The organism is Paenibacillus flagellatus (assembly GCF_003217775.1).
GTDB classification, from domain to species: domain Bacteria; phylum Bacillota; class Bacilli; order Paenibacillales; family NBRC-103111; genus Paenibacillus_AB; species Paenibacillus_AB flagellatus.
The window spans coordinates 181,782-207,262 of sequence record NZ_QJVJ01000010.1; the positions used below are offsets into that span (position 1 = coordinate 181,782).

14 protein-coding genes are annotated in these 25,481 nt (G+C 63.1%); 11 read left to right on the forward strand and 3 right to left on the reverse strand.

Translation table 11 applies throughout. The features are described 5' to 3' along the window. Positions 1–28: 28 nt before the first annotated feature. A complete protein-coding gene (locus tag DLM86_RS22025) occupies positions 29–1,633 on the reverse strand; it encodes an extracellular solute-binding protein (RefSeq protein WP_158289612.1) in 1,605 nt (534 codons plus the stop codon). 215 nt (positions 1,634–1,848) lie between these two features. On the opposite strand from DLM86_RS22025, the gene DLM86_RS22030 reads away from it, so the two are divergent. Further along, a complete protein-coding gene (locus DLM86_RS22030; RefSeq protein WP_110842228.1) occupies positions 1,849–4,080 on the forward strand; it encodes a helix-turn-helix domain-containing protein in 2,232 nt (743 codons plus the stop codon). Positions 4,081–4,342: 262 nt separating this feature from the next. Beyond that, positions 4,343–8,311, forward strand: coding sequence for a heparinase II/III domain-containing protein (locus tag DLM86_RS22035; protein WP_158289613.1), 3,969 nt, complete (start codon positions 4,343–4,345; stop codon positions 8,309–8,311). 204 nt (positions 8,312–8,515) lie between these two features. Here the strand turns inward: DLM86_RS22035 and DLM86_RS22040 are convergent, their stop codons facing one another. After that, the gene (locus DLM86_RS22040; RefSeq protein ID WP_110842230.1) at positions 8,516–9,238 is read right to left on the reverse strand and encodes a response regulator transcription factor; all 723 of its coding nucleotides are present in this window, start codon (positions 9,236–9,238) and stop codon (positions 8,516–8,518) included. Between the two features lie 108 nt (positions 9,239–9,346). Further along, a complete protein-coding gene (locus DLM86_RS22045; protein WP_110842231.1) occupies positions 9,347–10,363 on the reverse strand; it encodes a ketoacyl-ACP synthase III in 1,017 nt (338 codons plus the stop codon). A 347-nt stretch (positions 10,364–10,710) separates the two neighbouring features. Between DLM86_RS22045 and DLM86_RS22050 the strand changes: the two genes are divergently transcribed. The 9 genes from DLM86_RS22050 to DLM86_RS22090 all read left to right on the forward strand — a co-directional run bounded on the left by DLM86_RS22050 (position 10,711) and on the right by DLM86_RS22090 (position 25,459). Then, a complete protein-coding gene (locus DLM86_RS22050; RefSeq protein ID WP_110842232.1) occupies positions 10,711–11,523 on the forward strand; it encodes a CAP domain-containing protein in 813 nt (270 codons plus the stop codon). A 136-nt stretch (positions 11,524–11,659) separates the two neighbouring features. Then, positions 11,660–12,448, forward strand: a complete 789-nt coding sequence (locus DLM86_RS22055) for a YhcN/YlaJ family sporulation lipoprotein (protein ID WP_158289614.1) — start codon at positions 11,660–11,662, stop codon at positions 12,446–12,448. Between the two features lie 158 nt (positions 12,449–12,606). Beyond that, positions 12,607–14,364, forward strand: coding sequence for a cache domain-containing sensor histidine kinase (locus DLM86_RS22065; RefSeq protein ID WP_146250270.1), 1,758 nt, complete (start codon positions 12,607–12,609; stop codon positions 14,362–14,364). A 21-nt stretch (positions 14,365–14,385) separates the two neighbouring features. Continuing rightward, complete coding sequence (locus tag DLM86_RS22070; protein ID WP_110842236.1) at positions 14,386–15,918, forward strand: response regulator; 1,533 nt, start codon at positions 14,386–14,388, stop codon at positions 15,916–15,918. A 267-nt stretch (positions 15,919–16,185) separates the two neighbouring features. Continuing rightward, the gene (locus DLM86_RS22075) at positions 16,186–17,154 is read left to right on the forward strand and encodes an ABC transporter permease (RefSeq protein ID WP_110842237.1); all 969 of its coding nucleotides are present in this window, start codon (positions 16,186–16,188) and stop codon (positions 17,152–17,154) included. Between the two features lie 16 nt (positions 17,155–17,170). Beyond that, positions 17,171–18,046 (forward strand): carbohydrate ABC transporter permease, encoded by an 876-nt coding sequence (locus DLM86_RS22080; protein ID WP_110842238.1) that lies wholly within the window; start codon positions 17,171–17,173, stop codon positions 18,044–18,046. A gap of 43 nt (positions 18,047–18,089) precedes the next feature. Further along, a complete protein-coding gene (locus DLM86_RS22085) occupies positions 18,090–19,754 on the forward strand; it encodes a type 2 periplasmic-binding domain-containing protein (RefSeq protein ID WP_110842239.1) in 1,665 nt (554 codons plus the stop codon). Positions 19,755–19,843: 89 nt separating this feature from the next. Then, positions 19,844–19,981: a hypothetical protein gene (locus DLM86_RS32165; RefSeq protein WP_158289615.1), complete on the forward strand. Its 138-nt coding sequence runs from the start codon at positions 19,844–19,846 to the stop codon at positions 19,979–19,981. A 66-nt stretch (positions 19,982–20,047) separates the two neighbouring features. Next, the gene (locus tag DLM86_RS22090; RefSeq protein WP_211326569.1) at positions 20,048–25,459 is read left to right on the forward strand and encodes a CBM96 family carbohydrate-binding protein; all 5,412 of its coding nucleotides are present in this window, start codon (positions 20,048–20,050) and stop codon (positions 25,457–25,459) included. Positions 25,460–25,481: the final 22 nt, after the last annotated feature.

The following is a 25,481-nucleotide window of genomic DNA, read 5'->3' on the forward strand; positions in this document are numbered from 1 at the left end:
GGCATTCGGGGGCTTGCTTTCATCGGCCTTACGGGGCGAGGCCGGCGGCTTTGATCTGCTGCTCGTACGCTTCGAACAGCTTGGCGCCGTTATACTTGGTCATCAGCTCCTCGCGGTAGGCCGGCCAATGTTTGCCCGACTTGTCCTCGAACACCGCCTTGACCTGCAGCTCGCGCTGGCGTTTGCGGAACGACCCGAGGTCGAATCCGGGAGGCGGCGTTATGCTCGTGCCGATATACGGCGCGGTCGGAATGGCCGAGATCGTCTTGACGATCTCCCGGTCGCGGTCGGTCTGCCTCGGGTCGACGACGTCGAGCTTGAACGCCGCCGGCGTATTCGGCGTGAACCAATCCCAAATCGACAGCCAATCGCCCTTCTTGACGATGTCTTCCTGAATGGCGTCCGGCTTCAGCGTAATCGTGCCGCCGCTGCGGGTATAGTGCTTGTTTTCGAGCCCGTAATGGGTCAGCAGGAACCCTTCTTCGCTGGCGAGCCAATCGAGAATGGCGACGATCCGTTTCACCTTCTCCGGATGCTTCTCGACGACCGTTTTGTGAAACAGGAACGGGTTCGCCGGCGCGACTCCCGACTGCAGCGGCTGGCTGCCGAACGGCGTGAACGGCACCCAGTTGGCGTTCGGGAACAGCTGCTTCGTCTTGGCCTGCAGGCTCGTCGGATTCGAATCGAAGGCGAAATCCTTGGTCGTACCGAGCACGACCCCGACTTTTCCTTGAGCCGCTTTGTCGATATGCTGCGTCCCTTTGTTCAGAAACCAGTCCGGATCGACCAGCCCTTCGCCGATCACTTTGGCGATATCGGTCAGGACGGCTTCGTTTTTCGGATCGGTCTGCATGTCGACGAATGTGCCGTCCTTCAGCGTCGAAGGGAAGATGAGCCCGTTTTTCGGGTATTCCGGCCAATCGAAGTAAACGCCGTCGCCCTGTCCCGACATCGAGAAGCCGTACGTATCCTTCTTGCCGTTGCCGTCGGGATCGTTGTTCGTAAACGCCTGAAGCGCCTTGTAATAATCGTCGTACGTCTTCGGCACCTGCAGGCCGAGCTTGTCGAGCCAGTCTTTGCGGATGTACCACGCCCGGTAAATTTCTTTGTTGTACGGGACGGGCGCGCGGAAAAAGCCTCCGGCCAGCTGGTACCGCTTCAACGTCGTTTCGTCCACCCAATGCTTGAAATAGTTCGGCATCGTCCGCGGGCTGACGAACGGGGTCAAATCGCCGAGCAAGCCGTCGAGCGCATATTTCGAGCCGCCGTCCCCGTTGCCGTCGCGCCATACGTCGGGCGGGTCGTTGGAGGTCAAGTAGGCGTTTATTTTTTTGTTGTAATCGTCGCCCAGCATCATGTACTCGACTTGCAGCGTAACGTTGAACTTCTCCTCGATCGTTTTCTTGACGAAATCGTCCTGCCCGCCGGGAAGCTGCGCGTTACTCGGCGCGTCGACGAACAGGCGCAGCGCGAGCTTCTCCTTCGTCCCGGCGGCTCCTTCCGGCACGCCCTTGCCGGCGTCGCCCGCCTGTCCGTTCTCTTCCTTCGGGCCGCAGGCCGTCAGCGATCCGGCCGCGATCGCAAGCGCCGCCAATGCGTTCCATGTCCGTGTCCGTGTCCGTGTCCGTTTCAATTCGTTCAACCCCTCTACTGTCGTTTCGGCTTCCGCCGCACGTGTGGCCTTTTCATCGTAGCCGGGATGCGTCCGTTTGCAAATAGAGCGTTTTTGCCGGATGAATCATTTTTTGAATCCGGCTGATCGTGGTTGACGGTGGCCCGGAGCGTGCGGAATAATGAAGAAAACGGTTGCACGGACTTTCGGACCGATGGGTCGAGGGGGAGCGCGGAATGAGGAGAAGTTGGTTCAATCGGCTGTTGTTTTCGTATTTGCCCGTGTTTTTGGCCGTGTGCGTCACGCTGCTGCTCATCACGTTCGTCAGCGTCCGTCAGCTGTCGGAGCGCTCCGCCGTCCGGTCGAACGAGGCGGTGGCGAACAACGCGCTGCAGCTGATCGAGCAGTCGCTGCGCACGATCGAGGACGCGATGTTCCACGCCGTCTCGTCGGACGCGCGCATCGCCGCCTTCTACGGAGCGGGAGACGAGTCGCTCGCGGCCTCCTACAAGGCCGCGGGGGCGCTGAACGAGCTGCAATCCCGGCTTCCGGCGCTGCATTCGCTCTATCTGTACCGGCCGGAGGACCGCACCGTACTCGGGTCCTCCGCCGTTCTCGGGTTGGACGATTTCGCCGACAAGCCGTTTTTGCAGGCGAAATTCGATGCGGATGCGCGCTACCGGTGGGGGGACCGCCGCCCGTTTGCGGAGAGTCCGCTCGCGCCCCGGCAGCCGGAGGTCATTTCGCTAGCCAAAATCGCCGACCTGCGGACGAAAGGCTTGCTCGTCGCCAACGTCGGCGTCGATACGCTGCGCGAGCTGCTCCTGCGGTCGACGGACGCGTCGTCGGGCTACTTGGAGCTCTTCGACGAGCGGGGCAGACGCATCGCATCGACGTTCGACCCTGCCGAGACGGGAGAGAGGGAGCGGAAGCGGCTCGTCGCGGCCGACATGCCGTATACCGGCTGGCGCATCGAGGCGGGCTTGCTCCGTCCCGGCCTGATCGGCTGGGTGGAGCCGGTGCTGTACGGCTCCGTATCGCTCGGCGCGCTGTGCGTCGCGGCCGGTCTCGCCTGGATCGTCTACGTCAGCCGCCGCCATTACCGGCCGATCGAATCGCTGCTGCGGCAAATCGGAACGTTCTCGCTGAAAAAAACGGTCGCCTCGGCGTCGGGCGGACGCGACGAGTTCCAGACGATCGGCCTTGCGCTGGACAGTCTATGGGACCAGTCGAACCGGTTGAGCCGGGAAAACGAAGAGAACCGGAAGTTCAAGCGGTCCCATCTGTTCCGCAGCTTGACCGAGGGGCGCGCCGACGGGGCGGCGCGAGAGGCAAGGCGGGAGGCGGAGCAGCTCGGCTTCAAGCCGGACGAAGGGCCGGCGACGGCTGTCATCGTCGAAATCGACCGGTATTTCGCGAACGTATGCCGGCACTATTCCGACCGCGACCGGCAGCTGCTGAAATATGCGCTGCAATCCGCGATCGAGGAGACGCTCGCGTCGCCGGACGCGGCCGTCTGGCCGGAGTGGGTGGCGGAGCACCGGCTCGGGGCGATCGTCTCGCATCGGGGCGATTCGTATGCCGAGCGGCGGCTGGCGGAGGGGCTGGAACGGTTTCGCGGCTGGACGGAGCGCCATCTGCCCTTCACGGTTACAATCGGCGTCGGCGCGCCGTCGGAGCGGCTCGATACGGTGTCGAGCTCGTTTCAAACGGCGAAGGAGGCGATCGGCTACAAGGTGCCCCTCGGCCTGAACCGGGTCATCCCGTTTCGGGAGCTGCCGTCGGGCGGCAGTCCGGAGATCGTACAGGAGCTGCAGCGGGTCAAGGAATTGAGCCGGACGTTCCGGATGGGGGAGCCCGAATGGACGGAGCAGCTGGCTGCGCTGCTGGAGGCGCTGCCGGACGGGCGGTTCGGCGCGGAGCAGATCAAGCATGTGCTGTTCATGCTGCTGTTCCATATCCAGCGCGAAATGATGGATATGCCGCCCGAGCTTCAGTCGGTCTGGCTGTCCGAAAGCTCGAGGATCGAGCGTTCGCTCAAGCAGGACGAGACGCTCGCGGATATCGGGGACGCGTTCCGCGAAGCGCTGGAAGCGGTAGCGGCGCGGATCGCCGAGTGGCGCGAAACGAAGATCAACCGCTCCGTCGTACAGGAAGTGAAACGGTACATCGACGAGCGGTACGCCGATCCGAACTTGTCGCTTGCGGTGCTGGGAGACGAGTTCCGGATCCATCCGACGTCGATCAGCCGCCTGTTCAAGGAGGAATACGGCGTCAAGTTCGTCGATTACGTCAATGAGGTCCGGGTCGAGCGGGCGATCGGGCTGATGGAGCAGACCGGGCTCGCGGTGCAGGACATCGCCGAGAAGGTCGGTTTCGTACACAGCCAGACGTTCATCAAAATGTTCAAAAAAATAACCGGCTTCACGCCGGGCACGTACCGGAAGGAGAAGGCCGGGGCGGGATGACGGCGAGGGCGGAGGGACGCCGGCGGCGCGGAGCGTCGGGGCATCCCTCCGTTTCCTCGTTCTCCGGTACTCGAGCGCCCAATTTCCCGTCGCTTCGACGAAAGAAGACCCGTTTCGCACCGGTCAAATAGGCCGAAAGCATCATGGAAACGCTTTCCACCGTTGCTATAGTAGACATTGTACAGACAGGTATCCCACTTGTATATATCGTATTCCGTGATGTCGTCTGTGCCAAATTTCGCAATGGGAAAGGAGCGTTATGATGAATGTTCGAAAGCGAAGAAAGACGATCGGCCTGCTCGTCGTCGCCGGGTTGTTGGCGGGCCTGCTTCCTTCGGCGGCATGGGCCGATCCGGCCTCGGACGAGCCCGCTGCGGCGATCGCGAACGGAGGGTTCGAGCAGGTCGCGGGCGGCAAGCCGGCCGGCTGGACCGGGCTGAACCCGACGTCCGTCTACGAGTCGGTGTACGAGCCCGTACACGGCGGCGCTTACGCCGTGAAGCTGACGGACGGCAGCGCCCAAGCCGGCAACGGCGTCCGCAGCAGCCGCGTCGCGGCTTCGCCGGGAAGCGTTTACAAGGCGTCGGCGTACGGCATGAACCCATCCGGCGGCTCGCAGCTGTATTTGGAGTTTTGGAACGCCGCCGACGCGCGGATCGGCGTCCAAATCGGAACGCTGCCGACCGGTCCGCAGTGGAAGCCGCTCGACGTCGTCGGGGAGGCTCCTCCGGGGACGGCATACGCCACGATGCTGTTGTACCAGCATCAGGGGAACGTGGGCGTCGCCTATTTCGACGACGCTTCCTTAACGGAACTTCCCCGGCAATTTCCGTATAACGGCGGCTTCGAGGAAGTAGCCGGAGGCAAGCCGGCCGGCTGGTCGGCTTTGGGCGCGGGAGTCGCCTATTCCTCGGTAACGTCGAACGTGTACGAGGGCGCCTACAGCGTAAGGATGGACGATCCGAGCGCCGACTCGGGGCCGGGCTTGCGCAGCGGGGCGATGCCGGTCGTGCCCGACCGGCTGTACCGGGCTTCCGTCCGCTCCTACAACGAGTCCGGCTCGTCGCAGCTGTACATGGAGTTCTGGAACTCGGCGAACGTCCGCATCGAGACGAAAATCGCGACGAATTCCGCGGTCGGGTCGTGGAACCCGATCTCGATCGAAAGCTACGCGCCGGCGGGAGCGGCGTATGCGACGCTGCTGCTGTACCAGCATAAGGCGAACGTCGGCACCGCCTACTTCGACGGGGCTTCGTTCGGGGAGGTGCCGCCCGAGCCGGTCCGGGAATTTCCGCTCGTGACGGCGAGCCATCCCCGGCTGTATTTCACGCCGGACGATGTGCCCGCCCTGAAGGCGAGAGCGGCCGATACGGCGAGCGCCCCGTTCGGCTCGACCGGCAAGCAGCTTTGGGACGCGATCCGAAGCAACGCCGACCTGTACATGACGGAGACGAGCTTCTCGCTGTCGTATTACGGCGGCAAAATCGTCACCTATCCGCTGCCGCCGGTGCAGCCGGGACCGATCCCGAACCCGCCGGGCTTCGACTCCCCGTATCCGTACTGGACCGCGATGTCGAAGGCGGTGCAGGACCGGCTCGAGGCGCTCAGCCTGGCGTACACGGTTACCGGCGACACCGCTTATGCCGACAAGGCGAGGCAATATTTGCTGTCCGTCGCCGGCTGGAACGCCTGGACCGATCCGACTTACCCGTGCGGCGGCTTTACGTGTCTCGATACGGCGCATTTGACGTTCGGGACGAGTATGGCGTTCGACCTGCTGTACGACCGGCTGACCGACCAGGAACGGACGCTCGTCATGAACGCGCTGGAGACGAAGGGCCTGCTTCCGCTTTATAAGGACGCCAGAAGCAAAATCGACCACAACATCCAGTCGCTGCGCGTATCCGCGCTCGGCAGCGGCGCCGCCGTCCTGCTCGGCCACAGTCCGAACGCGAACGCGTACTTGACGCGCGCGATGGATTACTACAGGTGGTATCTGGACGAGCGGATGTCGTCGGGCAAGCAGGAAGGGATGCTGTACACGAGCTACGCGACCGACAACATGATCAAGGCGTTCGATCATATCGACCGCGTGACGGGCGTTCGCGAGCTGGCCGAGCATCCGTTTCTGAACGACTTCCTCGTCCGCTGGGCCGTCTATGCGCTGGCTCCGGGCGGCACGGGGTTGGCCAACTTCTCCGACGCCAGCGCGGCCAACTACTTCGGCTTGACGATGAACGTCCTGAACGCCTGGCTGAGCAACGGGCAGGCAGGCTGGTACTTGAAAGAGACGAAATCGGCCGTAGGCGGCGTCGACGGGTTTCTGTACTTCCGCCCGGACGCGGTCGTGACGCCTCCGGACGCGTGGCCGGCTTCGACCGCGCTGGACGAGAACGGATGGGCGCTGCTCCGCAGCGGGTGGGAGGACGACGATGTCCTGTTCGCCATGGTCGCGAACGGGTCGAATCTCGGCCACAACCATTACGACCAGAACAGCTTCCAAATCGCGACGAACCGGACGTGGATCGCCTCCGACCCGGGGTATCAAGATTACGTCGCGGGTCCGGTCAACGATTTCACGGTTCGGCTCGGCCACAGCACGATTCAAGTCGACGGCAAAGGACAAAGCCTGCTTGGCAACGGTACGTTGACGAAAGGGCTGCTCGCCCCGACGTACGACTACGTGAAAGGCTCCGCCGCGGGCGCTTACGCCAACCCGAAGCTGACGAAGTTCGACCGGCACGTCGTTTATTTGAAGCCGGACACGTTCGTCCTGCTCGACGACCTTCAGGCGGATGCACCGCATGTGTACGACTGGGTGTTGTACAGCGGCGGACTGAAATCGTTCGAGATCGACGGGCAGCCGGCGGCGGCCGGCGTGACGACGCCCGGCAACGAGCTGTACTTGCAGGGAGGCGCGGCGGAGCTTGCGGCCAAGTTTTTGGGCGATTCGCCGCTTCCGATGACGGTCTCCCGCTACCCGGGCGCCGAATCGTACGGCTATTTCACGAAAGTCGGCAGCGGGGCCCCGACGGACGCGCACCGGTTCTTGACGGTGATGAAGACGCGGCCGTACGAGCTGAAAGGGCTGTACGACGAATCGACGCTGCTGCCCCTGACCGACAGCTCCGGCCGCGAGGCGAAGCTCGTCCAGGCGAACGGCAGTACGGTCATCTTCTACCGCGGCGCCGCGGCGGGCGACTACATGACGGTGACGGTCGACGTGCCGGAGACGGGAACGTACGAGCTGCAAAGCCATTTCCTGCAATCCCCGCTGTACGGCATCGTGCAAGCGTTCGTGGACGGCCAGCCGGTCGGCGGCGCCTATGACGGCTACGCGCCGAACGTAACGGGTCCGGTCACGTTCGAGCACGGCGAAGTCGTCTTGACGGCCGGACCGCATACGATCCGCTACGAGGTGACGGGCAAAAACGCCCAGTCCGGCAACTATTTTATCGGCCTGGATGCGATCCGGCTGCTGACGGCCGGCGCCGGCGAGCCGGAGAAGCTGGCGGTGGAGGCCGAATACGCCGCCGGCACGAACGGCGTCGGCGCGATCGTCGGTCGCGGCGACGGAAGCGGCGTTCGCGACGAGGTCGCCTTCCGGACCGGAGACGGAACGTACGCCGTCGGACGGGCGTCGGGCGACGCCGAGCAATCGGTCGTCAGCCTTGACGGCGGCGACGCCGTCGTCGGCTTCAAAATGACGCGCGGCACCGAGCTTCGTGCCGACGGCGCCGTGCTGCTGGCGGGCGGCTCGCCGTTCAGCGCCGCCTTCGACACGGACGCCGCCACGACGGATACGTACGGCGTCGTCGAGACGCCGGCCGCCCAGACGATCGGCCTCCGTGCGCCGGCGGACGCGATCGTCGTCGTCGACGGGGCGCCTCTCGCTCCCGGCGCGTATACGGTCGACGCCGCGGCCGGCACGATCGGCATCCCGCTGGACGCCGGCCGCCACGACGTACGCATCGTTTCCGCGTACGGTCGGGTCGAGGCGAGCGTCGGGGCGTGGGAAATCGGGGAGCCCGCCTCCGCGCAGCTGACGAACTTCGCGCGGCAGGCGGAGCATCAATGGAGCAAGGGGGCGGTCGACCGGGCCGTCTTCCATCTGGAAAAGCTGCTCGATCATTTGGATACCCCGGCGATTCGCCGCTCCGTCCCGGAGCCGGCCATCGCGGAGCTGAAGGAAGCCGTCGGCGGCGTGTTGACCCTCCTTCGGCAGCTTTAAGGACATGGCGAAAGCCGGGCGTTCGCGCCCGGCTTTTTGTGCATGCTCGTCTTCATCAAGCCTTAACGCGCGTTCAGCCGGCATTCCGCCTGCCGCGGCGAAGCCGCTGACCGAAGGTTCGTCGTTCTTCTTCGGCGGCCGGACGCCGCGGACGCTCGTCTGCGAAGAAAAACCCGTCGCATCGAATGCGGCGGGCTCGGAGGTTTACGGCACGGCCTCGATTTCCGACGGCGCGCCGTTGAATTTGTAGCCGCCGCCCCGCACCGTTACGATATAGGTCGGCTGCGCCGGATCGGGCTCGATTTTTTTGCGGATGTTGCTGATATGGACCATGACGGTCCGCGGATCGCCGATCGACGGCGATTCCCACACTTGCGTGAACAGCTGGTCGAGACTGAACACCCGGTTCGGATGCTGGGCGAGCAGCAGCAGCAGCTGGTACTCCTTCGCCGACAGCGGTACGGGCTCGCCTCTCAGCTTGACGGTGAAGCTTCTCGGCTCGATCGCGAGCTCCCCGTAACGAAGCGGCTCCTGGCCGTCCGACGACGGCTCGACGAGCATCCGGCTCCGCCGCAAATGCGCCTTCACGCGGGCGACCATCTCGCCCGGACTGAACGGCTTCGTAATATAATCGTCCCCCCCTACGCCCAAACCGAGTATTTTGTCCAAATCGTCGCTCTTGCAGCTTAAAAAGATGATCGGCGCCTTCGTCTTCTTCCGCAGCTCGAGGCACACCTCGAAGCCGTCCAAATCCGGCAGCTGAATGTCGAGAATGATCAGGTCCGGCTTCTGTTTCTCGACCATGTCGATGGCGCCGTAGCCGTCGAGCGCCGTAATCGTCTGATATCCTTCCTTGGCCAAGTAGAGGCAGATGAGTTCGCCGATTTCCGTTTCGTCGTCCACAATCAATATTTTTTCTCGTCGCATGGACTCCCCCCTGGTTTTCGTCCGACGATGCAAGCATGACTCTCTACTTATTATACCTTTTTTTTGAAAGATTTCTAGGCGATGTATGGCTCGCAAGGGACCGGCCGACTACTGCAACGTCTCTTCCCGCAACGGCCAGCGGACGAGCAGTCCGGCATGGGTCAGCCCGCCGCCGAAGCCGTACAGCAGGACCGTCTGCCCCGGCTTGAGCTTCCCTTCCGAGGCCGCGTCGGAAAGGGCGAGCGGAATCGACGCCGCCGACGTGTTGCCGTACCGGACCATGCTGACGAGCGTTTTGTCGACCGGGTAGCCGCTCTTCTCGCAAATCGACTCGACCATGCGCAGGTTGGCGCTGTGCGGCACGAACCAATCGACCGATTCCAGCGGCACGCCCGTTTCCGCGGCAAGCGCGCGCATGCCTTGCGGCACGGTTTGCACGGCCCACTTGTACACTTCCCGCCCGTTCTGCACGGCCATCTTCGTATCCTGGAGCGGCTTGCCTTGCCATTCGCTGCGGAAGCCGGTCCGGTACACGTGGATGCCGCCCGCGCCGTTCGACCCGAGGTGCGCCCCGAGGAAGACGGGAGACGCTGCGCCGTTCTCGACAAGCGCCGCTCCGGCTCCGTCGCCGAACAGGATGCAGGTGCTCCGGTCCGTATAATCGGTGATGCGCGACATCTGGTCCGCGGCGACGACGAGCACTTTGCGGTGCAGCCCGGCGGTGACGAGTCCGTTCGCCATATGGAGCGCATAGGAGAATCCCGCGCAAGTGGCGTTCAGGTCGACCGCTCCGGCCGATGCGATGTCGAACCGCGCCTGAATTTGGCAGGCGACCGAAGGGAACGGGAAGTCCGGCGTATGCGTCGCGACCAGGATCAGGTCGGCGTCGTGCACGGTGACGGCATATCGGGCCATCATGTTCTCGATCGCGGCGAAACACAGGTCGCTTGTGTATTGGTCGGGGGCGGAAATGCGCCGTTCGCGGATGCCGGTCCGCTGCACGATCCATTCGTCGTTCGTCTCGACCATGCCGGCCAAGTCGTCGTTCGTCAGCACCTTCTCGGGGACATACGCTCCGATCGCCGTTATCGTCGCCAAGCTGCGGGTCGATTGCCGTTCGTTCATCGGGAAAACCGCCTCTCCATTTAGGTGTAAAACTAAGTATTAGTATCAACTTTTAGTATCAGGTACTAAATCCAGCATAGCAGACGTTTCTTCGTTCGTCAATGCGGCGACGGTCACGACGGAAACGAATTTTATTACCCCATTTACCGGCTATGAGCGGAAGCCTGACGCGGCTTGCGCAGGAAGAGGAGAGACGAAGCCGGAGCCGGTCCGCAGCGAGGGCGAGACGGACGTTCGGGCAGGCTCCCGGAAGAATGGGCGAGCAAAAATAAGCCGTGCGAATAGCGCTTCATCCGTTATGGCATATTAGGGGTATCGCGCCGAAAATGGAGGAGTGCTACGTGAAAATGGCGATTCATCGCCGCTTCAAGAAATCGATCGTCATCGTCTTGGCTTTGGCCGTCTGCTTGTTCGGCTCGGCTCCGACAGCCGGCGCCTTCGGCAAGGGGGCGAAAGGTCCGGACGTTTATGCCGTGCAGGGGATGCTGAAGTCGCTGGGATATTTCGGCGGCATCATTACCGGATTTTACGGCCCGCAGACGGAGAGTGCGGTACGGCGGTTCCAGCAAAAGTACGGTCTTCCGGTAACGGGGGCCGTCGACGATAAGACGTTGGAATCGATTTTGTACGCTTACGCGAATATGAAAATTCCGCGTCGCGGCAGGCCCGCGCCGCCACCGACGCCCGCGCCCGCGCCTACTCCGGCACCGACGCCTACGCCTACGCCTGCGCCTACCCCGGCACCGACGCCGGAACAGCCGGAGCCCGCTCCGGGCTTGAGCGCCGAAGAGCAGCAGATGATCGATCTCGTCAACGCGGCGCGGAGAGAAGCCGGTCTCGCCCCGCTGACCGCCGACCCCAAACTGTCGGAGGTCGCCCGTCTCAAGAGCAAGGACATGGTCGAAAACAATTACTTCTCGCATCAATCGCCGACTTACGGCTCTCCGTTCGACATGATGCGGAGGTTCGGCATCGACTATTCGTCCGCGGGCGAAAATATCGCCTGCAACCAGTCCGTCCAAGCGGCCCACGAGGCGCTCATGAATTCGCCGGGCCATCGCGAGAACATTTTGAACGCCGGCTTCACCCATATCGGCGTCGGCATCGTCGACGGCGGTTCTTGCGGCAAAATGTTCACGCAGCAGTTTATCAAGAAATAGTGGAGGGAGCGGCCAGCCGCTCCCTTTCTCCCGTTCTCCCAGCGATTCGCTCCCGTCGGCAGGCATGAGCGCCGGAACGACCGCGCATCCTAACGGTGTTCGGCCATTCCCATACTGAAGACAGGAGCTGAGACGATTGGCAGCGAAAACGATTCGACTGGCGGTTCTCGCTTCGCTCGTCGCCGTAACCGCGGCCGGCTGCACCAATGCCCGGCACGAATCCAGCGGTACAAATGACGGGGCGAAGACGAGCAATTACCGGCCGTACCAATACGGCACGGGGAATACGGACGACATGCGGCTCGGTCTCGACCGCTACAGAGGGAACGATCCGGATTTGATCCGCGACGCCGACGATTTGCGCAGAGGCTTGAACCGCGATAACGGCGCTACCGGCTACGACCGGGACGGCGTCAACCGGTGGAGCGACTACCACGACCGGACGGGGGCGACCGGTACGGAAACGTACGGCGTCCACAACAACAGCACGGTCCAATCCGCCCAAGATATCGCGAGCCAGCTGACGGCCGTCGATCCGGTGCAGACGGCGAACGTGCTCGTGACGAACAACAACGCGTACGTAGCCGTGTCGACCAAAGACGGACAGGATATCGAGAAGGGCGACGTCAAGACGAGAATCGCCGACCGGGTGCAGGCGCTGCGCCCCGATATCAAAAACGTGTACGTCTCCGCGAACCCCGACTTCGTAGGGCGCGTCAACGGGTACGTCCAACAGCTGAACGCCGGCAAGCCGGTATCGGGATTTATCCATGAATTCAATACGATGGTGCAGCGGCTGTTCCCGGCTAACGCGTCCGGTTCGCGCATGAACACGTCCAACGCCGCCGACGGATTGACGACGAAAACGTCCGACGGAGCGGCCGCGGGCGGCCAAGGCGGAACGGCCGGCTCCGCTACGCCTTAACGCGGACGGCTGCGGTTCGAAGCCCCGATTCGATCTCCCGAATCGGGGCTTCTCTTTTGCGGCGCATGGAAGGATTTTCGAAACGGGGCTGGAATACGTAACAGCAAACGACGATCGATCGCCGCCTTCGGTCGAACGACGGATGGAGGGTGCCGCCGTTGAAAATCAGCATGTCCGCGAAGCTCATACTCGGCTTGTCCGTCATTATTTTGTTCTCGTGCTCGATTACGGGGTATTTGTCGTACCGGACGCATCTGCAGCTGTTCGAGGAGGAATACAGCGATCAGTATGCAAAGGCGAACGAGCAGGCGATGGCGAACCTGGAGCTGCGCATTCAGGAAATATACCGGATCTCGAATTACATCGTGTTCAACAGCGTCATCGAGAAGGTCGTCACGAAGCTGATGACGAACAAGGGAGACAACCTGTTCGAGGATTACTTGGAGCACGACGAGCTGCAAAGCCTGCTCCGGCAGGTAAAGCTCGACGCGCCGGTCATCAAAACCGTCCTCTTCTACGATTTGCAGGGGACGAACTATTATTACGGCCATATCGACGAATCGATCGGACGGCTGAACGACGAGGCGTTCCGGGACGTGATGCGCAACGTCGGTCCGTCGAACGGACAGCTGATCTGGATGCGCAAGGTGCTGCCCAGCCCGTCGGACGAAGGGAAATCGAACAACGTCATCATCGCCTCGCGCTGGATGAAGAAAGGGAAAACGCTCGAAACGTACGGCCTCCTCGTCATGATCCTAGACGAAGCGCTATTCTCCGGTCCTCTGCGCGATTTGGCGAAAGGCCGCGACGGCCGCGTCTATTTGTACGAGCAGCGAGGGCTTCCCCTGTACCAGCAAGGCGATTCGGGTCCGGCACCCGTACCGGAAGCCGACAGTCCGCCCGTCTATATCCGGCGGGAAAACGGCGGGACGAACTTGTATGCGCTTCATCGGTCGCCCATGTTTCAGTTTACGCTGTTGAGCCGCGTCTCGCTGGAAGCGTTTCAGGAGAAGAGCAAAATTTTGCTCAACATCAGCTTGTACTCCGGCTTGGGGGCGATCGCCCTGAGCTGCGTTCTGATCGCGCTGCTCAGCCGGCGTCTGCTCCGGCCGATGAAAGACCTCGTCAAGGCGATGCGAATGATGCGCGGCGGCAATTTCGACGTGCGGGTCCGTCCCCGGTCGAAGGACGAGCTCGGCTTTCTCGGCGAAAGCTTCAACGCGATGGCGGACAACGTCCGCTCGCTGATCGAGGAAGTGTATTTGCGGCAGCTGAGCGAGCGCGAAGCGGAGATGAAGGCGCTGCAGGCGCAGCTCAACCCGCATTTTTTGTACAATACGCTGAACGGCTTCTACTGGAAGCTTTATCTGCAAAACGACATGGAATCGGCCAACCTCGTCTCCGCGCTGTCAAGCCTGCTGAAATATTCGCTGGAGCGGGTGAGCAAGCGGACGACGCTGCGGGAGGAGCTGCAGCAAATCCGCAACTATTTGGACATACAGGCCGCTTTCGTCGAAAACCGATTCCAGGCCGAAATTCGCGCCGCCGACGAAGCGCTCGACTGCACGGTGCTGCGGCTCATCCTGCAGCCCGTCGTCGAAAACGCGTTCGTGCACGCGTTCCGCGACCGGGCGGCGGACAAGAAGCTCGTCATCGAGGCGTCGAGGGAAGGCGACATGCTCGTCGTCGCGATCGCCGACAACGGGTGCGGCATGACGGCCGAGCAAATCGGACGCATCCGGGAAGCGGAGCGGGCCGGGGAGAAGCCTTCGATCGGACTGCGCAGCGTCGTCCGGCGCATCGATCTGACGTACGGGGAGCCGTACGGGCTCGACATCGAGAGCGTGCCGGGGGAAGGGACGACGGTCGTGCTGCGGCTGCCGTTCGAAACGTTCGCGGCGCCGGAGAGCGCCTGACTTCAGCCAAGGAGGAGCGACATGATCGGAAAGCTGCTAATCGTGGAAGACCAGACCGTTTTCCGCAAAGGCTTGATCAAAATGATCGAAAACCATTCGCTCGGCTGGACGGTTGTCGGCGAGGCCGAAAACGGCCGAGAGGCGGTAAAGCTGCTGGACGAGCTGGAGCCGCATCTGATCTTGACCGATATCCGGATGCCGCTTATGGACGGCATACAGCTGGCGGAATACGTGCATGAGCGGAAGCGGGATATCGCCGTCGTCATTTTGACCGGCTACGAGGATTTCAAATATGCGCAGGCGGCGCTCAAGTACGGCGCCATCGACTTTTTGCTGAAGCCGTGCAACGAGCAGGTGCTGATCGAGGTGCTGAGCAAGGCGTACGACCATTTCCGCGAGGCCGAGCTTGCGAAGGAGCGGGCGCTGGCCGACCGGCGGGCGACGGAGGAGCACGCGCTTCGCTCGCTGCTGCTGCGGCTTCCCTGCGACGAGCGGCTCGTCGGCCGGGTGCGGGCCGAATATGCGGACAAGCGGGTGCGGACGATCCGGGTGGCCGATTATTTGCCGGCCGGCAAGCAGTACCGGGAGAGCGATCTGGAGCTGCTCCAGTTCGCGCTGTTCAACATCGTCACCGAGCTAGCCGGAGCGCGATCGTCCGGCTGCCGGCTCGTGGCGCTCGAGCACGACCTGTTCGCGCTTCTGACCGACGCCGGGGAGACGGAGGACGGTCTGTCCGAGGCGATCCGCGCCGCGATCCGCGACTACTTGGGCATCGACGTCGAAGTCGACGAGGGCGGCTCATTCGGGCGGCTCACGCCGATCGTCCGTCCGGCGGTCCAGACGGCGGCGGCCGGAGCTCCTTCCGCGGAGGCGACCGGGGGAAGCGCCGGCTTGCCGCACTGGGCGAGCCAGGCGAAGATCAAGGAGCTGCACACGCGGCTCGCGACCGGCATCGTGCTCGGCCGGCTCGATCAAGTGACGCGCGACATCGAGACGATCGTGTCCGGGCTGGCCGGCAGTTCGGTCGAGGACGCGAAGATCGATGCGCTCACGTTCGCGATCGCGCTCCACCAGACCGCGAATCAGCTGCTTGCGGAGACGGGCGGCGCGTTCGATTTGTCGGAGCGGATCGAGTCGCTGCAGGCGATCGCCGCGACGGAGGAGCTGGTCCGCTGGACGCGCGAGCAGGCCGACCGGTTTCTGCACCGCTTCCAGACGTGGCAGGCCGACAAGAGCAAAAACATCATTTCCAAGACGATCGAATGGCTCGACCGCCATTACATGGAGCCGTGCGGCTTGACCGAGACGGCGGAGACGTTCCATATGAGCGGCACCTACTTCAGCAAGCTGTTCAAGAAAGAGACGGGAGAAACGTTTACGAACTACGTGACGAAGGTGCGGATGGAGAAGGCGAAGATGATGCTGTGCAACACCGACATGAAGGTGTTCGAAATCGCCGCCGCCGTCGGCTACGACGACCCGAACTATTTCACGAACGTCTTCAACCGGACGCAAAACGTGTCGCCGACCGAGTTTCGCAAAATGTGCAAGTAAGCCTTCACATCCGCAGCCCAAACACTCTTCGGGAGTATGGCGCCCGGGCGGGAACTCTCCCGGGTCCCGTCCGCCCGCCATCCCCTCGCACGAACCGCCGCTCGATTCGCTCTTTCCCTCTCCTTCATATCGCACCCCCATCGGACAAAAAATTACAGATTTCCGACCGGATATTCAAGGCGACGCCGTTCGCCAAGCCCTACACTAAAAGGGCAAGGCAAACATAACGCTGCTGCTCCGCAAGCGGGCAAGAGGTGGGAGGAACTTATGATAACGGCGGAACAGAATCGGATGGGGGCGATGGCCGCAACAGAACCGAATGCCGCAGCCGGCAAGGCGCGCCGCAAGCGCAATTGGAGACGAAGCTTGCCGCTGTTCGTCATGTTCGCGCCGGCGATCGCGTACTACTTGACGTTCCGGTACGCGCCGATGGGCGGACTGATCATCGCATTCAAGGATTACAACTTCGGCGACGGCGTGTTCGGAAGCCCGTGGGTCGGCTGGGACAACTTCGAGCTGCTGTTCAATCAGGCGCAAACGGTCAACATTATCCGCAATACGCTGCTGCTCAGCGTGCTCGGCCTCGTCGTCGGCTTCCCGGTACCGATCGTGCTGGCGATTCTGATGAACGAGGTGCGGAAGTCGTGGTTCAAGCGGTCGGTGCAGACGATCGTGTACTTGCCGCACTTCCTGTCGTGGGTCATTATCGGGGGGATCGTCGTCTCGCTGTTTTCGCTCGATTCGGGCACGGTCAACCGGTGGATCGAAGCCGTCTTCGGCGAGCCGTATCCGTTTCTGTACGAGCCGGTACCGTGGATCTCGATTTTCATCGGCTCGGGCATCTGGAAGGAGATGGGGTTCAGCGCGATCATCTATTTGGCGGCGCTCACGACGATCGATCCGCATCTGTACGAGGCGGCGAACATGGACGGCGCCAACAAGTGGCGGCAAATTTGGCACATTACGCTTCCGGGCATCGCGCCGACCGTCATTTTGCTGCTCATCCTGAACATCGGCAAAGTGATGGACGTCGGCTTCGACCATGTGTTCGTCCTGCAGAACGAAGCGGTATCCGACGTCTCGAACGTCATCAGCACGTACATTTACACGTTCGGCATCCAGCGCGCGCAGTTCAGCTTGACGACCGCCATGGGCTTGTTCGAAAGCTTGGTCGGCTTCGTGCTCGTCCTCGGGGCGAACGCGATCGCGCGCCGGTTCAATCAAGGCTTATGGTGACGGGAGGGGCATCGGGATGAAATCGACGTTCGGGGAAAAAGTGTTTTACGGCTGCAACTATTTCGTCTTGTTCGCGCTCGCCATGAGCTGTCTGCTGCCGATCGTGCACATCGTCGCGCTGTCGCTGAGCGACGCCCACGCCGTCATGTCCGGGCACGTGTCGCTCTGGCCCGTCGGATGGACGCTCGAGTCGTACACCGCGCTGTTCGAAGGGACCCGCATCGTGGAGGCGTTCCGCAACAGCATCGTCATTACGATCGTCGGCGTGGCGGCGTCGATGACGTTCACGATTTTGGCGGCGTATCCGCTGTCGAGGCGGTATTTTATCGGCAGGCGGCCGTTTTTGCTCGCGATGGTGTTCACGATGATGTTCTCGGGCGGGCTCATCCCGTCGTATCTCGTCATCAAGGAGCTCGGGCTGATCAACACGTACGGCGCCATCTGGCTGCCGGCGCTGATCAATACGTACAACCTGCTCGTGCTGCGCACGTTTTTCGAGAACGTGCCGGACGAGATCGACGAGGCGGCGCGCATGGACGGCTGCGGCGAATGGCGGCTGATGGCGCAAATCATGCTGCCGCTGTCGCTGCCGGTGCTTGCCACGCTGACGCTGTTCTACGGCGTCGGCTTCTGGAATTCGTTCATGAACGTGCTCATCTACATCAACGACACGGACAAATACAACTTGACCGTGCTCGTCCAGCAAATGATCAAGAAGCAATCGCTGCTGCAGGAGCTGACGAGCGTGCAATCCGACGACCTGTCCGCGATCACGCCGGAAGGAATCAAGGCGGCGGGCATTATGGCGCTCATTATTCCGATGCTGGTCGTCTACCCGTTCCTGCAAAAATATTTCGTCAAGGGCGTCATGATCGGCGCCATCAAGGGGTAAGCAACACTTCACTTTTTGGGGGAAAATTAGGAGGGGGACATCGATGGAAGGGAAAACGATGAAACGATGGGCGCTGCCCGCGGTCGTCGCCGTCGTATCGGTCGGCGCGCTGCTGACGGCGTGCTCGGGCGACCGGAAGGAGGAGCCGGCGCAAGGAGCCGGTACGGACGCGGGGCCGAAGCCGGCGGTCAAAAAAGACATCTCCGTCACCGTCTACGAGCGCGGCCTCGTGCCGAAGAGCGAAGGGACGGTCGAGGAAAACCGCTGGACGAAATGGCTGAACGAGAAAGGGCCGGCCAACGTCAAGTTCGTCGCCGTGCCGCGCTGGGAGTCGCAGCAAAAGCTGAACGTGCTGTTCGCCTCGTCGAGCGCGCCCGATCTCATTTTCGAATACGCGCCGCATATCAAAAACCCGATCTACGACCAGAAGCAAATGATGCCGATCGGCGACCTGATCGAGAAGCACAGCACCGAATACAAAAAAATGCTCGAGCAGTACCCGGCGCTCAAAAAAGTCGGCATGAAGGCCGACGGCAAGCTGTACGAATTCGCCCGGCTGAACGAGGTGACGCCGATCCATGCGCTGTTCATCCGCGAGGACTGGCTGAAGAAGCTGAACCTGCAGGTGCCGAAGACGACCGAGGAGCTGTACCAGGTGGCCAAGGCGTTCCGCGAGCAGGATCCGGACGGCAACGGGCAAAAGGACACGTACGGCATGGCCATCAGCTTCCAATCCGGCCAAGTCGTCGACCAAATATTCCAGGCGACCCGATGGGTCGTCAAGGACGGCAAGCTGACGCGCAACTGGGACAACTTCCAGGCGGTGGCCGAATTCAAGAAGCGGCTGTTCGAGGAAGGCATCGTCGACCGCGACTACTTGAACGACAAAAACGGCGCGAAGGCGAAGCAGGACTTCGTCAACGGCAAAATCGGCATTTACCCGATTCAGGTCGCGTGGACGACGTTCGTCAACAACGACTTGGCGACGCTGAAGAAAAACGTCCCGGATGCGAAAATTACGCCGATCCCGTACCCGAAAAGCCCGGCCGGCGAATTCAACCCGGCGTTCACGAACCCGGTGCAGGCGACGGCCTTCGTCAACGCGCAGGCCAAAAATCCGGACGCCGTCGTCAAGTTCATCGATTTCCTCGTCCGCCAAGATACCGTCAACACGCTGCGCTGGGGCATCGAGGGCGAGCATTGGAAGACGGGCAAGAACGGCTGCCCGGAGCGGATCGACGCCGAGAAGTCGAAAAACGAAGTGAACTGGACGACCGACTATACGATGATGTCCTCCATCATTTTGGACAAAAAATGCGGAACGACCGAAGCGTCGTTCGATCCGTCGGTGCCGATTCAGAAGGAAGGGCTCGACATTTACAAAAAAACGTTGGAGCTGTATCTGGACACGAACAAGCCCTACGTCGAAATTACGCACCCGGAGCATATGCCGCAGCTGCCCAAAGAGATCGATACGATCTCGACGAACTTGACGAAGCCGATCGACGATCTGCTCGTGAAGGCGGTCGTGGGCGGCAAAGACTACACGCCGGCGCAGGCGATCAAGGAAGCGCAGGAGACGTGGAACAAAGGCGAAGGCAAAAAAATCGAGGATTGGTTCGCCAGCTGGTGGGAGAAAGACCGCAGCAGCGCGTTTTTGGCCAAGGACATTTACGACGTGCTGAAGCAGCAGCAGGCGGCCAAGTAACGGCGGTTCGACAAGGAACGAAGCTTGGCCGCAGCCAGGAACGATAACGACGAAGCCGACATGCCGGCCGCTCCGCAAGGACGGTCGGCATGAAGCCGTCGGATGCGGCGTCGGCGGGAGACGGAACGGACGATGCACAGACGATCGCGGCGTACGAGAATAAGACCGGCATGACACGGCACGATACGGCAAGCAAGGCACGGCACACGTTCGCTTCGATCCGTTAGCGCCGTTCGTCTTTATAGCCGACTATTCGCATCCGAACAATAAATAATGGCAAGGAGGGCTACGTAATGACATTTCGCAAACCGGCACTGCTGCTCTGTCTGGGTACGATGCTTCTGTCGACGCTGCTGCCCGGCATCGGGGCAACCGCAAGGGCGGACGGACTCGAGTCGGCAGACGGCGAAGCCGCGACGTCAACCGCGGCGGACGTGTCGACCGGGAACGAGGTTCTCGTCGACGACCTGAACGACTGGAGTAAAACGTTTTCGCATTCGCCTACGCTGACGTTCCAGACGTCCGCCGGCGGCACGTCCGATCCGAGCCGCGTGCAGCGCAGCGCGGCGGCGAACGAGAGCTTCGTCTACAAGACGGACTTCGCCATTCGCTCGTTTTCCGTAAGCGCTTACTTCAATCCCTCCGGCAAGCCGTACGAGCATATGGCGTTTTTCGTCTCGGCCGACGGGGCCGCCTATCAACCGGTCACGCCGCAGGCGATCGACCTGGGCGGCTATCCGAACGCGTTCGCCTACGAGCTGACGACGCTGCCGCCCGATACCCATTATTTGAAAATCCAATTTCGCGGCGGGCTCATCGTCAAGTCGCCCGCGATCGGCAAAGTCGTGCTGAACGGCCCGGCGTCCGTCGTCCCGAGCGTCCCGCCCGGCATCGTCGAGGCCGGGACGCCGCTCGCGCTGACGTCCGCGACGGTGTCCGCGGCCGTCTACTACACGACGGACGGCACCGATCCGCGCACGTCGCCGACGCGGACCGCGTACACGGCGCCGATCCCGATCGACGGCGCGGTCGCGGTGAAGGCGTACGCGTCGCTCGGCGACGCCGAAGGCGCGACGAGCCATACGGGCACGTTCCGCTATATCGCGAAGCGGGCGGACGACGTGCTCGTTCCCGTCTCCGAGGACGCGACGGTCGATTCCGGCTCGCCGGACGCCAACTTCGGCGCGGCCGCCCCGCTGTTCGTCAAGGCGCTGCGCAACCGCGAAGCGTATTTCAAGTTCGATCTGTCCGCGCTTGACGATCATATCGACCGGGTGACGCTGCACGTGTACGGCTTCGCGCAAGATCCTTCGCTTGCCGCGGCCAAGCTGCGCGCGTACGGCACGTCGGCCGGCTGGACGGAGTCGACGCTGACGTACAACACGAAGCCGCTGCCGAAGCCGATTCCGGCCGGCACCGAGCTCGACGAGGTCGTCCTGCCTTACGAGGAGCCGGGCTGGCTCGAGTTCGACGTATCGGATTACGTGAAAGGGCAAAAATGGGGCGGACAAAACGCCGTATCGCTCGCCATCGTGAACGCGACCGACGGCGGAACGTATTTGAACGCGAAGGAGTCGGGGGCGGCGGCGGCGTTTCTGAAGGTGACGAAGGCGGACGCGGGCGTACCGGTCGGCCTGACCGATCCGCTCGACAACTTCAGCCTCGTCCACGAACGTTCCAACGCCCGCATCGAGACGGCCGACGCGCCATACTTCGGCGGGGATACGAAGCGGATGACGCGCAACACGACGGCGCCGGGCGTTCTGATCTACAAGACGCCGTACGAGCTCCGGTCGTTCGCGGTGAGCAGCTACTTCCTGACCGGATACGCGGTCGACCATCACGCGTTCTACGCTTCGCCGGACGGCACAACGTATACCGAGATCGCGCCTTCCGTCTTCCCGAGCGGCAAGCCGGTCGCCAACTGGCAGCCGTTCGTCTATGAAAGCTTCGCGCTGCCGGCAGGGACGCATTACTTGAAGATCGAGGTGAAAGGGGCGGACAAGGCGTGGACGCCGCAGGTGTCCAAGGTGACGCTGAACAAGAACGTCGCTACCGTCGAAGCGACGCCGCCCACGGGTACGATCGGGGACGAGCCGCTCGCGGTGACGCTGTCGAGCGCGACGCCGGACGCGCAAATTTACTACAAGACGGCGTCCGATACCGAATTCAAGCTGTATACGGCACCGCTGTCGCTGTCGCAGTTCACGGCGCTGGACGCGTACGCGGCGAAGCCCGGCATGGAGCCGAGCGCGGTCAAGACGTACACGTACTACTCGACGGCCGATCTGATCGTCGACAAGTTCGGCCAAGTCATCGCCGCCTCATTCCCCGAGAAGGTGACGAGCGAGCAGCAGCTCGTCGACGACGTCGCGGCGGACGCCGCCTATTACGGCGGCATCCAGGCGCCGGATTGGGACGAATACGGGGGCTTGAAGAACAGCTCGGCGGCGTACGGCCTTGCGGCGACCGGCTTCTATAGCGTCCAGAAAACCGCGGACGGCCGCACCGTCATGGCGACGCCGGACGGCAACGCGTTTTTCAGCGTCGGCGTCAACGGCATTCAGCCGAACGATTCGTATACGAAGGTGACCGGCCGCGAGCACGTGTTCGAATGGCTGCCGGCGTACAACGGCGAATACAAGTCGGCGTTTCTGAATTCGAAGGACTATTTCTCGTTTTATTTGGCCAACCGGATCAAGAAGTACGGCGCGCCCTACAATTCCCGCTCGTTTTACGAGGACAGCCTGAACCGGCTGCGCAAATGGGGGTTCAACAGCGCGGGCGGCTGGTCGCCGACCCCTTCGGCCGTCGAGTTCGGCGTTCCGTATGTGCCGTTCCTGCCGTTGAACGACATGGAATGGGCGAAGGTGCCGGGGCTGAAAATATTCGATATTTTCGCCGAGGGGGCGGAGCAGAAGCTGGACGAGGCCTTCTCCCGCGTGCTTCCGCCGAACAAAGACAACAAGAAAATCATCGGTTATTTCCTAGGCAATGAATATCACTACCACGAATTTATCGCGAAGGTGCCGAAGCTGAAGGCGAGCGAGGCGGCCGTGAAGCGGGCGCTGGTCGACATGCTGGAGGAGAAGTACGGCACGGTCGCGGCGTTCAACGCCGCCTGGAACGCGTCGTTCGCGAGCTTCGCCGACATGGACGACTCTCCGCTGTTCATCGATACGCAGCAGGCGCAGACGGATATCGAATCGTTTCTGAAACAATATTTGGATACGTTTTACGGCACGATCGCCCGCGTCTTCCGCAAGTACGACCCGAACCATCTGCTGCTCGGGGACCGGTGGCTGACGACGCCGACGAACAACGCGAAGCTGCGCGGCTTCCTGGCCGAAGCGGCGGGCAAGTACATGGACGTCATCAGCATTAACCATTACGCCAAAAACCTCGACAAAACGATGCTCCGCCACGTGAACGAAGCGTCCGGCGGCAAGCCGGTCATGCTGACGGAATGGGGCTTCGGCACGAAGGAGCAAGGGCTGACGGCGCCGATTCTCGTCGAGAACCAGACCGAGCGCGCGCTCCGGTACCGCAACTACGTCGAAGGCGCCGCCTCGCTCGGCTTCGTCGTCGGCTCGCATTGGTTCACCTACTTGGACCAGGCGGCGACGGGCCGGTGGTCGGAAGGGTTTAACGGCGAGAAATACAACTTCGGCCTCGTCAACGTGGCGGACCGTCCGTACAAGACGTTTCTCGAAGGCGTCATGGCGACGAACCACGACATATACAGCGTCGCGCTCGGCGAACGGCCGCCGTTCTACCACGATTTCGGCGATGCGCCGAGAGAGCCGGGCAACCAGACGATCGACATCCCGCGCACCGCGTCTCCGATCCCGATCGACGGCGAGGTGAACGGGTTCCCGGCGACGGCGTCCCCCGCGACGCTGACGGTCGCGAACCGGGTGAGCGGCTCGGGCGGGGATGCGATGAAGGCCGATTACTACTTCGCCTGGGACGACGCGAAGCTGTACGTGACGGCGCAAGTGACCGATCCGACGCCGATGAAAAACCAGTACCGCAACCAGAACGTGTGGAAGGGCGACGGCGTCGAGCTGTTCGTCGGCCCGAACGATCTCGTGTCGCAGGGCGATCTGCTGTTCCTCGACAGCCAAATCATCCTGAGCGCGGGCTTGACCGACGGCCAGCCGTACGCCCACTGGTTCAATTCGAGCCGGCAAAAGCCGCTCGACATGGCCGTGAAGCCGAAGGCCGACGGCACGGGCTACGTCCTCGAGGCGGCGATCCCGTGGGAGTCGCTCAACATCGATCCCGCGGCCGGCACGAAGTTCAAGTTCGACTTCGGCTTCGACGACAGCGAGGACGGGGCGAACCGGAAGCGGCAGTGGGTCTGGAACGGCACGAGCTCGAACGCGACGAACCGCGGCCATTGGGGCAAGGCGTCGCTGACCGAAGGCGTCCCGGCGGATACGGAGCCGCCGGTTATCGCGATCGCCGGCGTCGAGGACGGCGGCAGCTACACGGGCGAAGCGGTCCCGACGGTCGCGTTCGACGACGCGGGCAGCGGCGTCCGGACGGCGTCGCTCGCGCTGGACGGCGAGCCGTGGACGTCCGGCGCGCCGGTGACGGCGAAGGGCGCGCACACGCTCGTCGCGACCGCCGAGGACGCCGCCGGCAACGTCGCGAAGAAGACGGCGACGTTCGCCGTCTACGCGCCGACGACGCTCGCCGTGGCGGACGCGTCCGGCGCGTACAGCGACGACGTCGCGCTGCGCGCCGTGCTCGCGGAAGCGGATGGCACGCCCGTCGCGGGCGCCGCGGTGGCGTTCCGAGTCGACGGCGCGGACGTCGGCGCCGCCGTCACGGACGCGAGCGGCGCGGCGTCGGTCGCGTACCGCGTCGCCGTCGGCGCGGAGGCGCCGCACGCGGTTAGCGCCGCGTACGCGCAGGACGACGCCGCGTACCGCCGCGGCAGCGAGGGCGCCGCCGCGCTCGCCGTCGCGCCGGAGCAGGCCGCGCTCGCGTACGCGGGGCCGCTGGAGGCGGTCGCCGGCTCCGGCGGCGGCGTGACGCTGGCCGCGCGCGTCGAGCAGCAGCCGGACGGCGCGCCGGGCGCGCTCGGCGGCCTGCCCGTCGCGTTCGACGTGGCGGCGTGGCGCCCGGACGGGACGCTCGCGCCCGTCGCGACGGTGACGCAGGCGGTGTACGCGGCGACCGACGCGAGCGGGACCGCGACCGCGACGGTCGCGCTGCCGGCGGGGCTGTACGCGGTGACGGCGCGGCTGCTGCCGAACGCGTACTATGCGCCGGCCGAGGCGCGGGCCGACGTCGCGGTGTCCGATGCCGCGCCCGGCGCGGCCGGCGTGTACGGGAGCTTCCCGCTCGCCTCCGGCGAAGGGGACCGTTTCTTCGGCGGCGGCGCCCGCAACGTGCACATGGCGGGCATCGCGTCCGCCGTGCGGAACGGTCCCCCGGTCGGCGCGATGCGCATTCACGCCGAGCCGAAAGGGGCGGATCTGACGGTCCGCACGTTCGATTGGCTCGTTATCGCCGGCGCCGCCGCCTTCGTCCAAGGCCGGGCTTCCTATGAAGGCGAGACGTATACGGTCCGTTATATGGCCGAAGGCCGGAACGTGACGCTGATCGTCTGGAAAGGGAGCGACACGTCCGCGATTCCCGTGTTCCGGCAAACGGGAGCGGGGCTCTCGGGCGTCGTCCGAATCAGCCGGTAAACCCGATGCGGCGGCCAGCCGG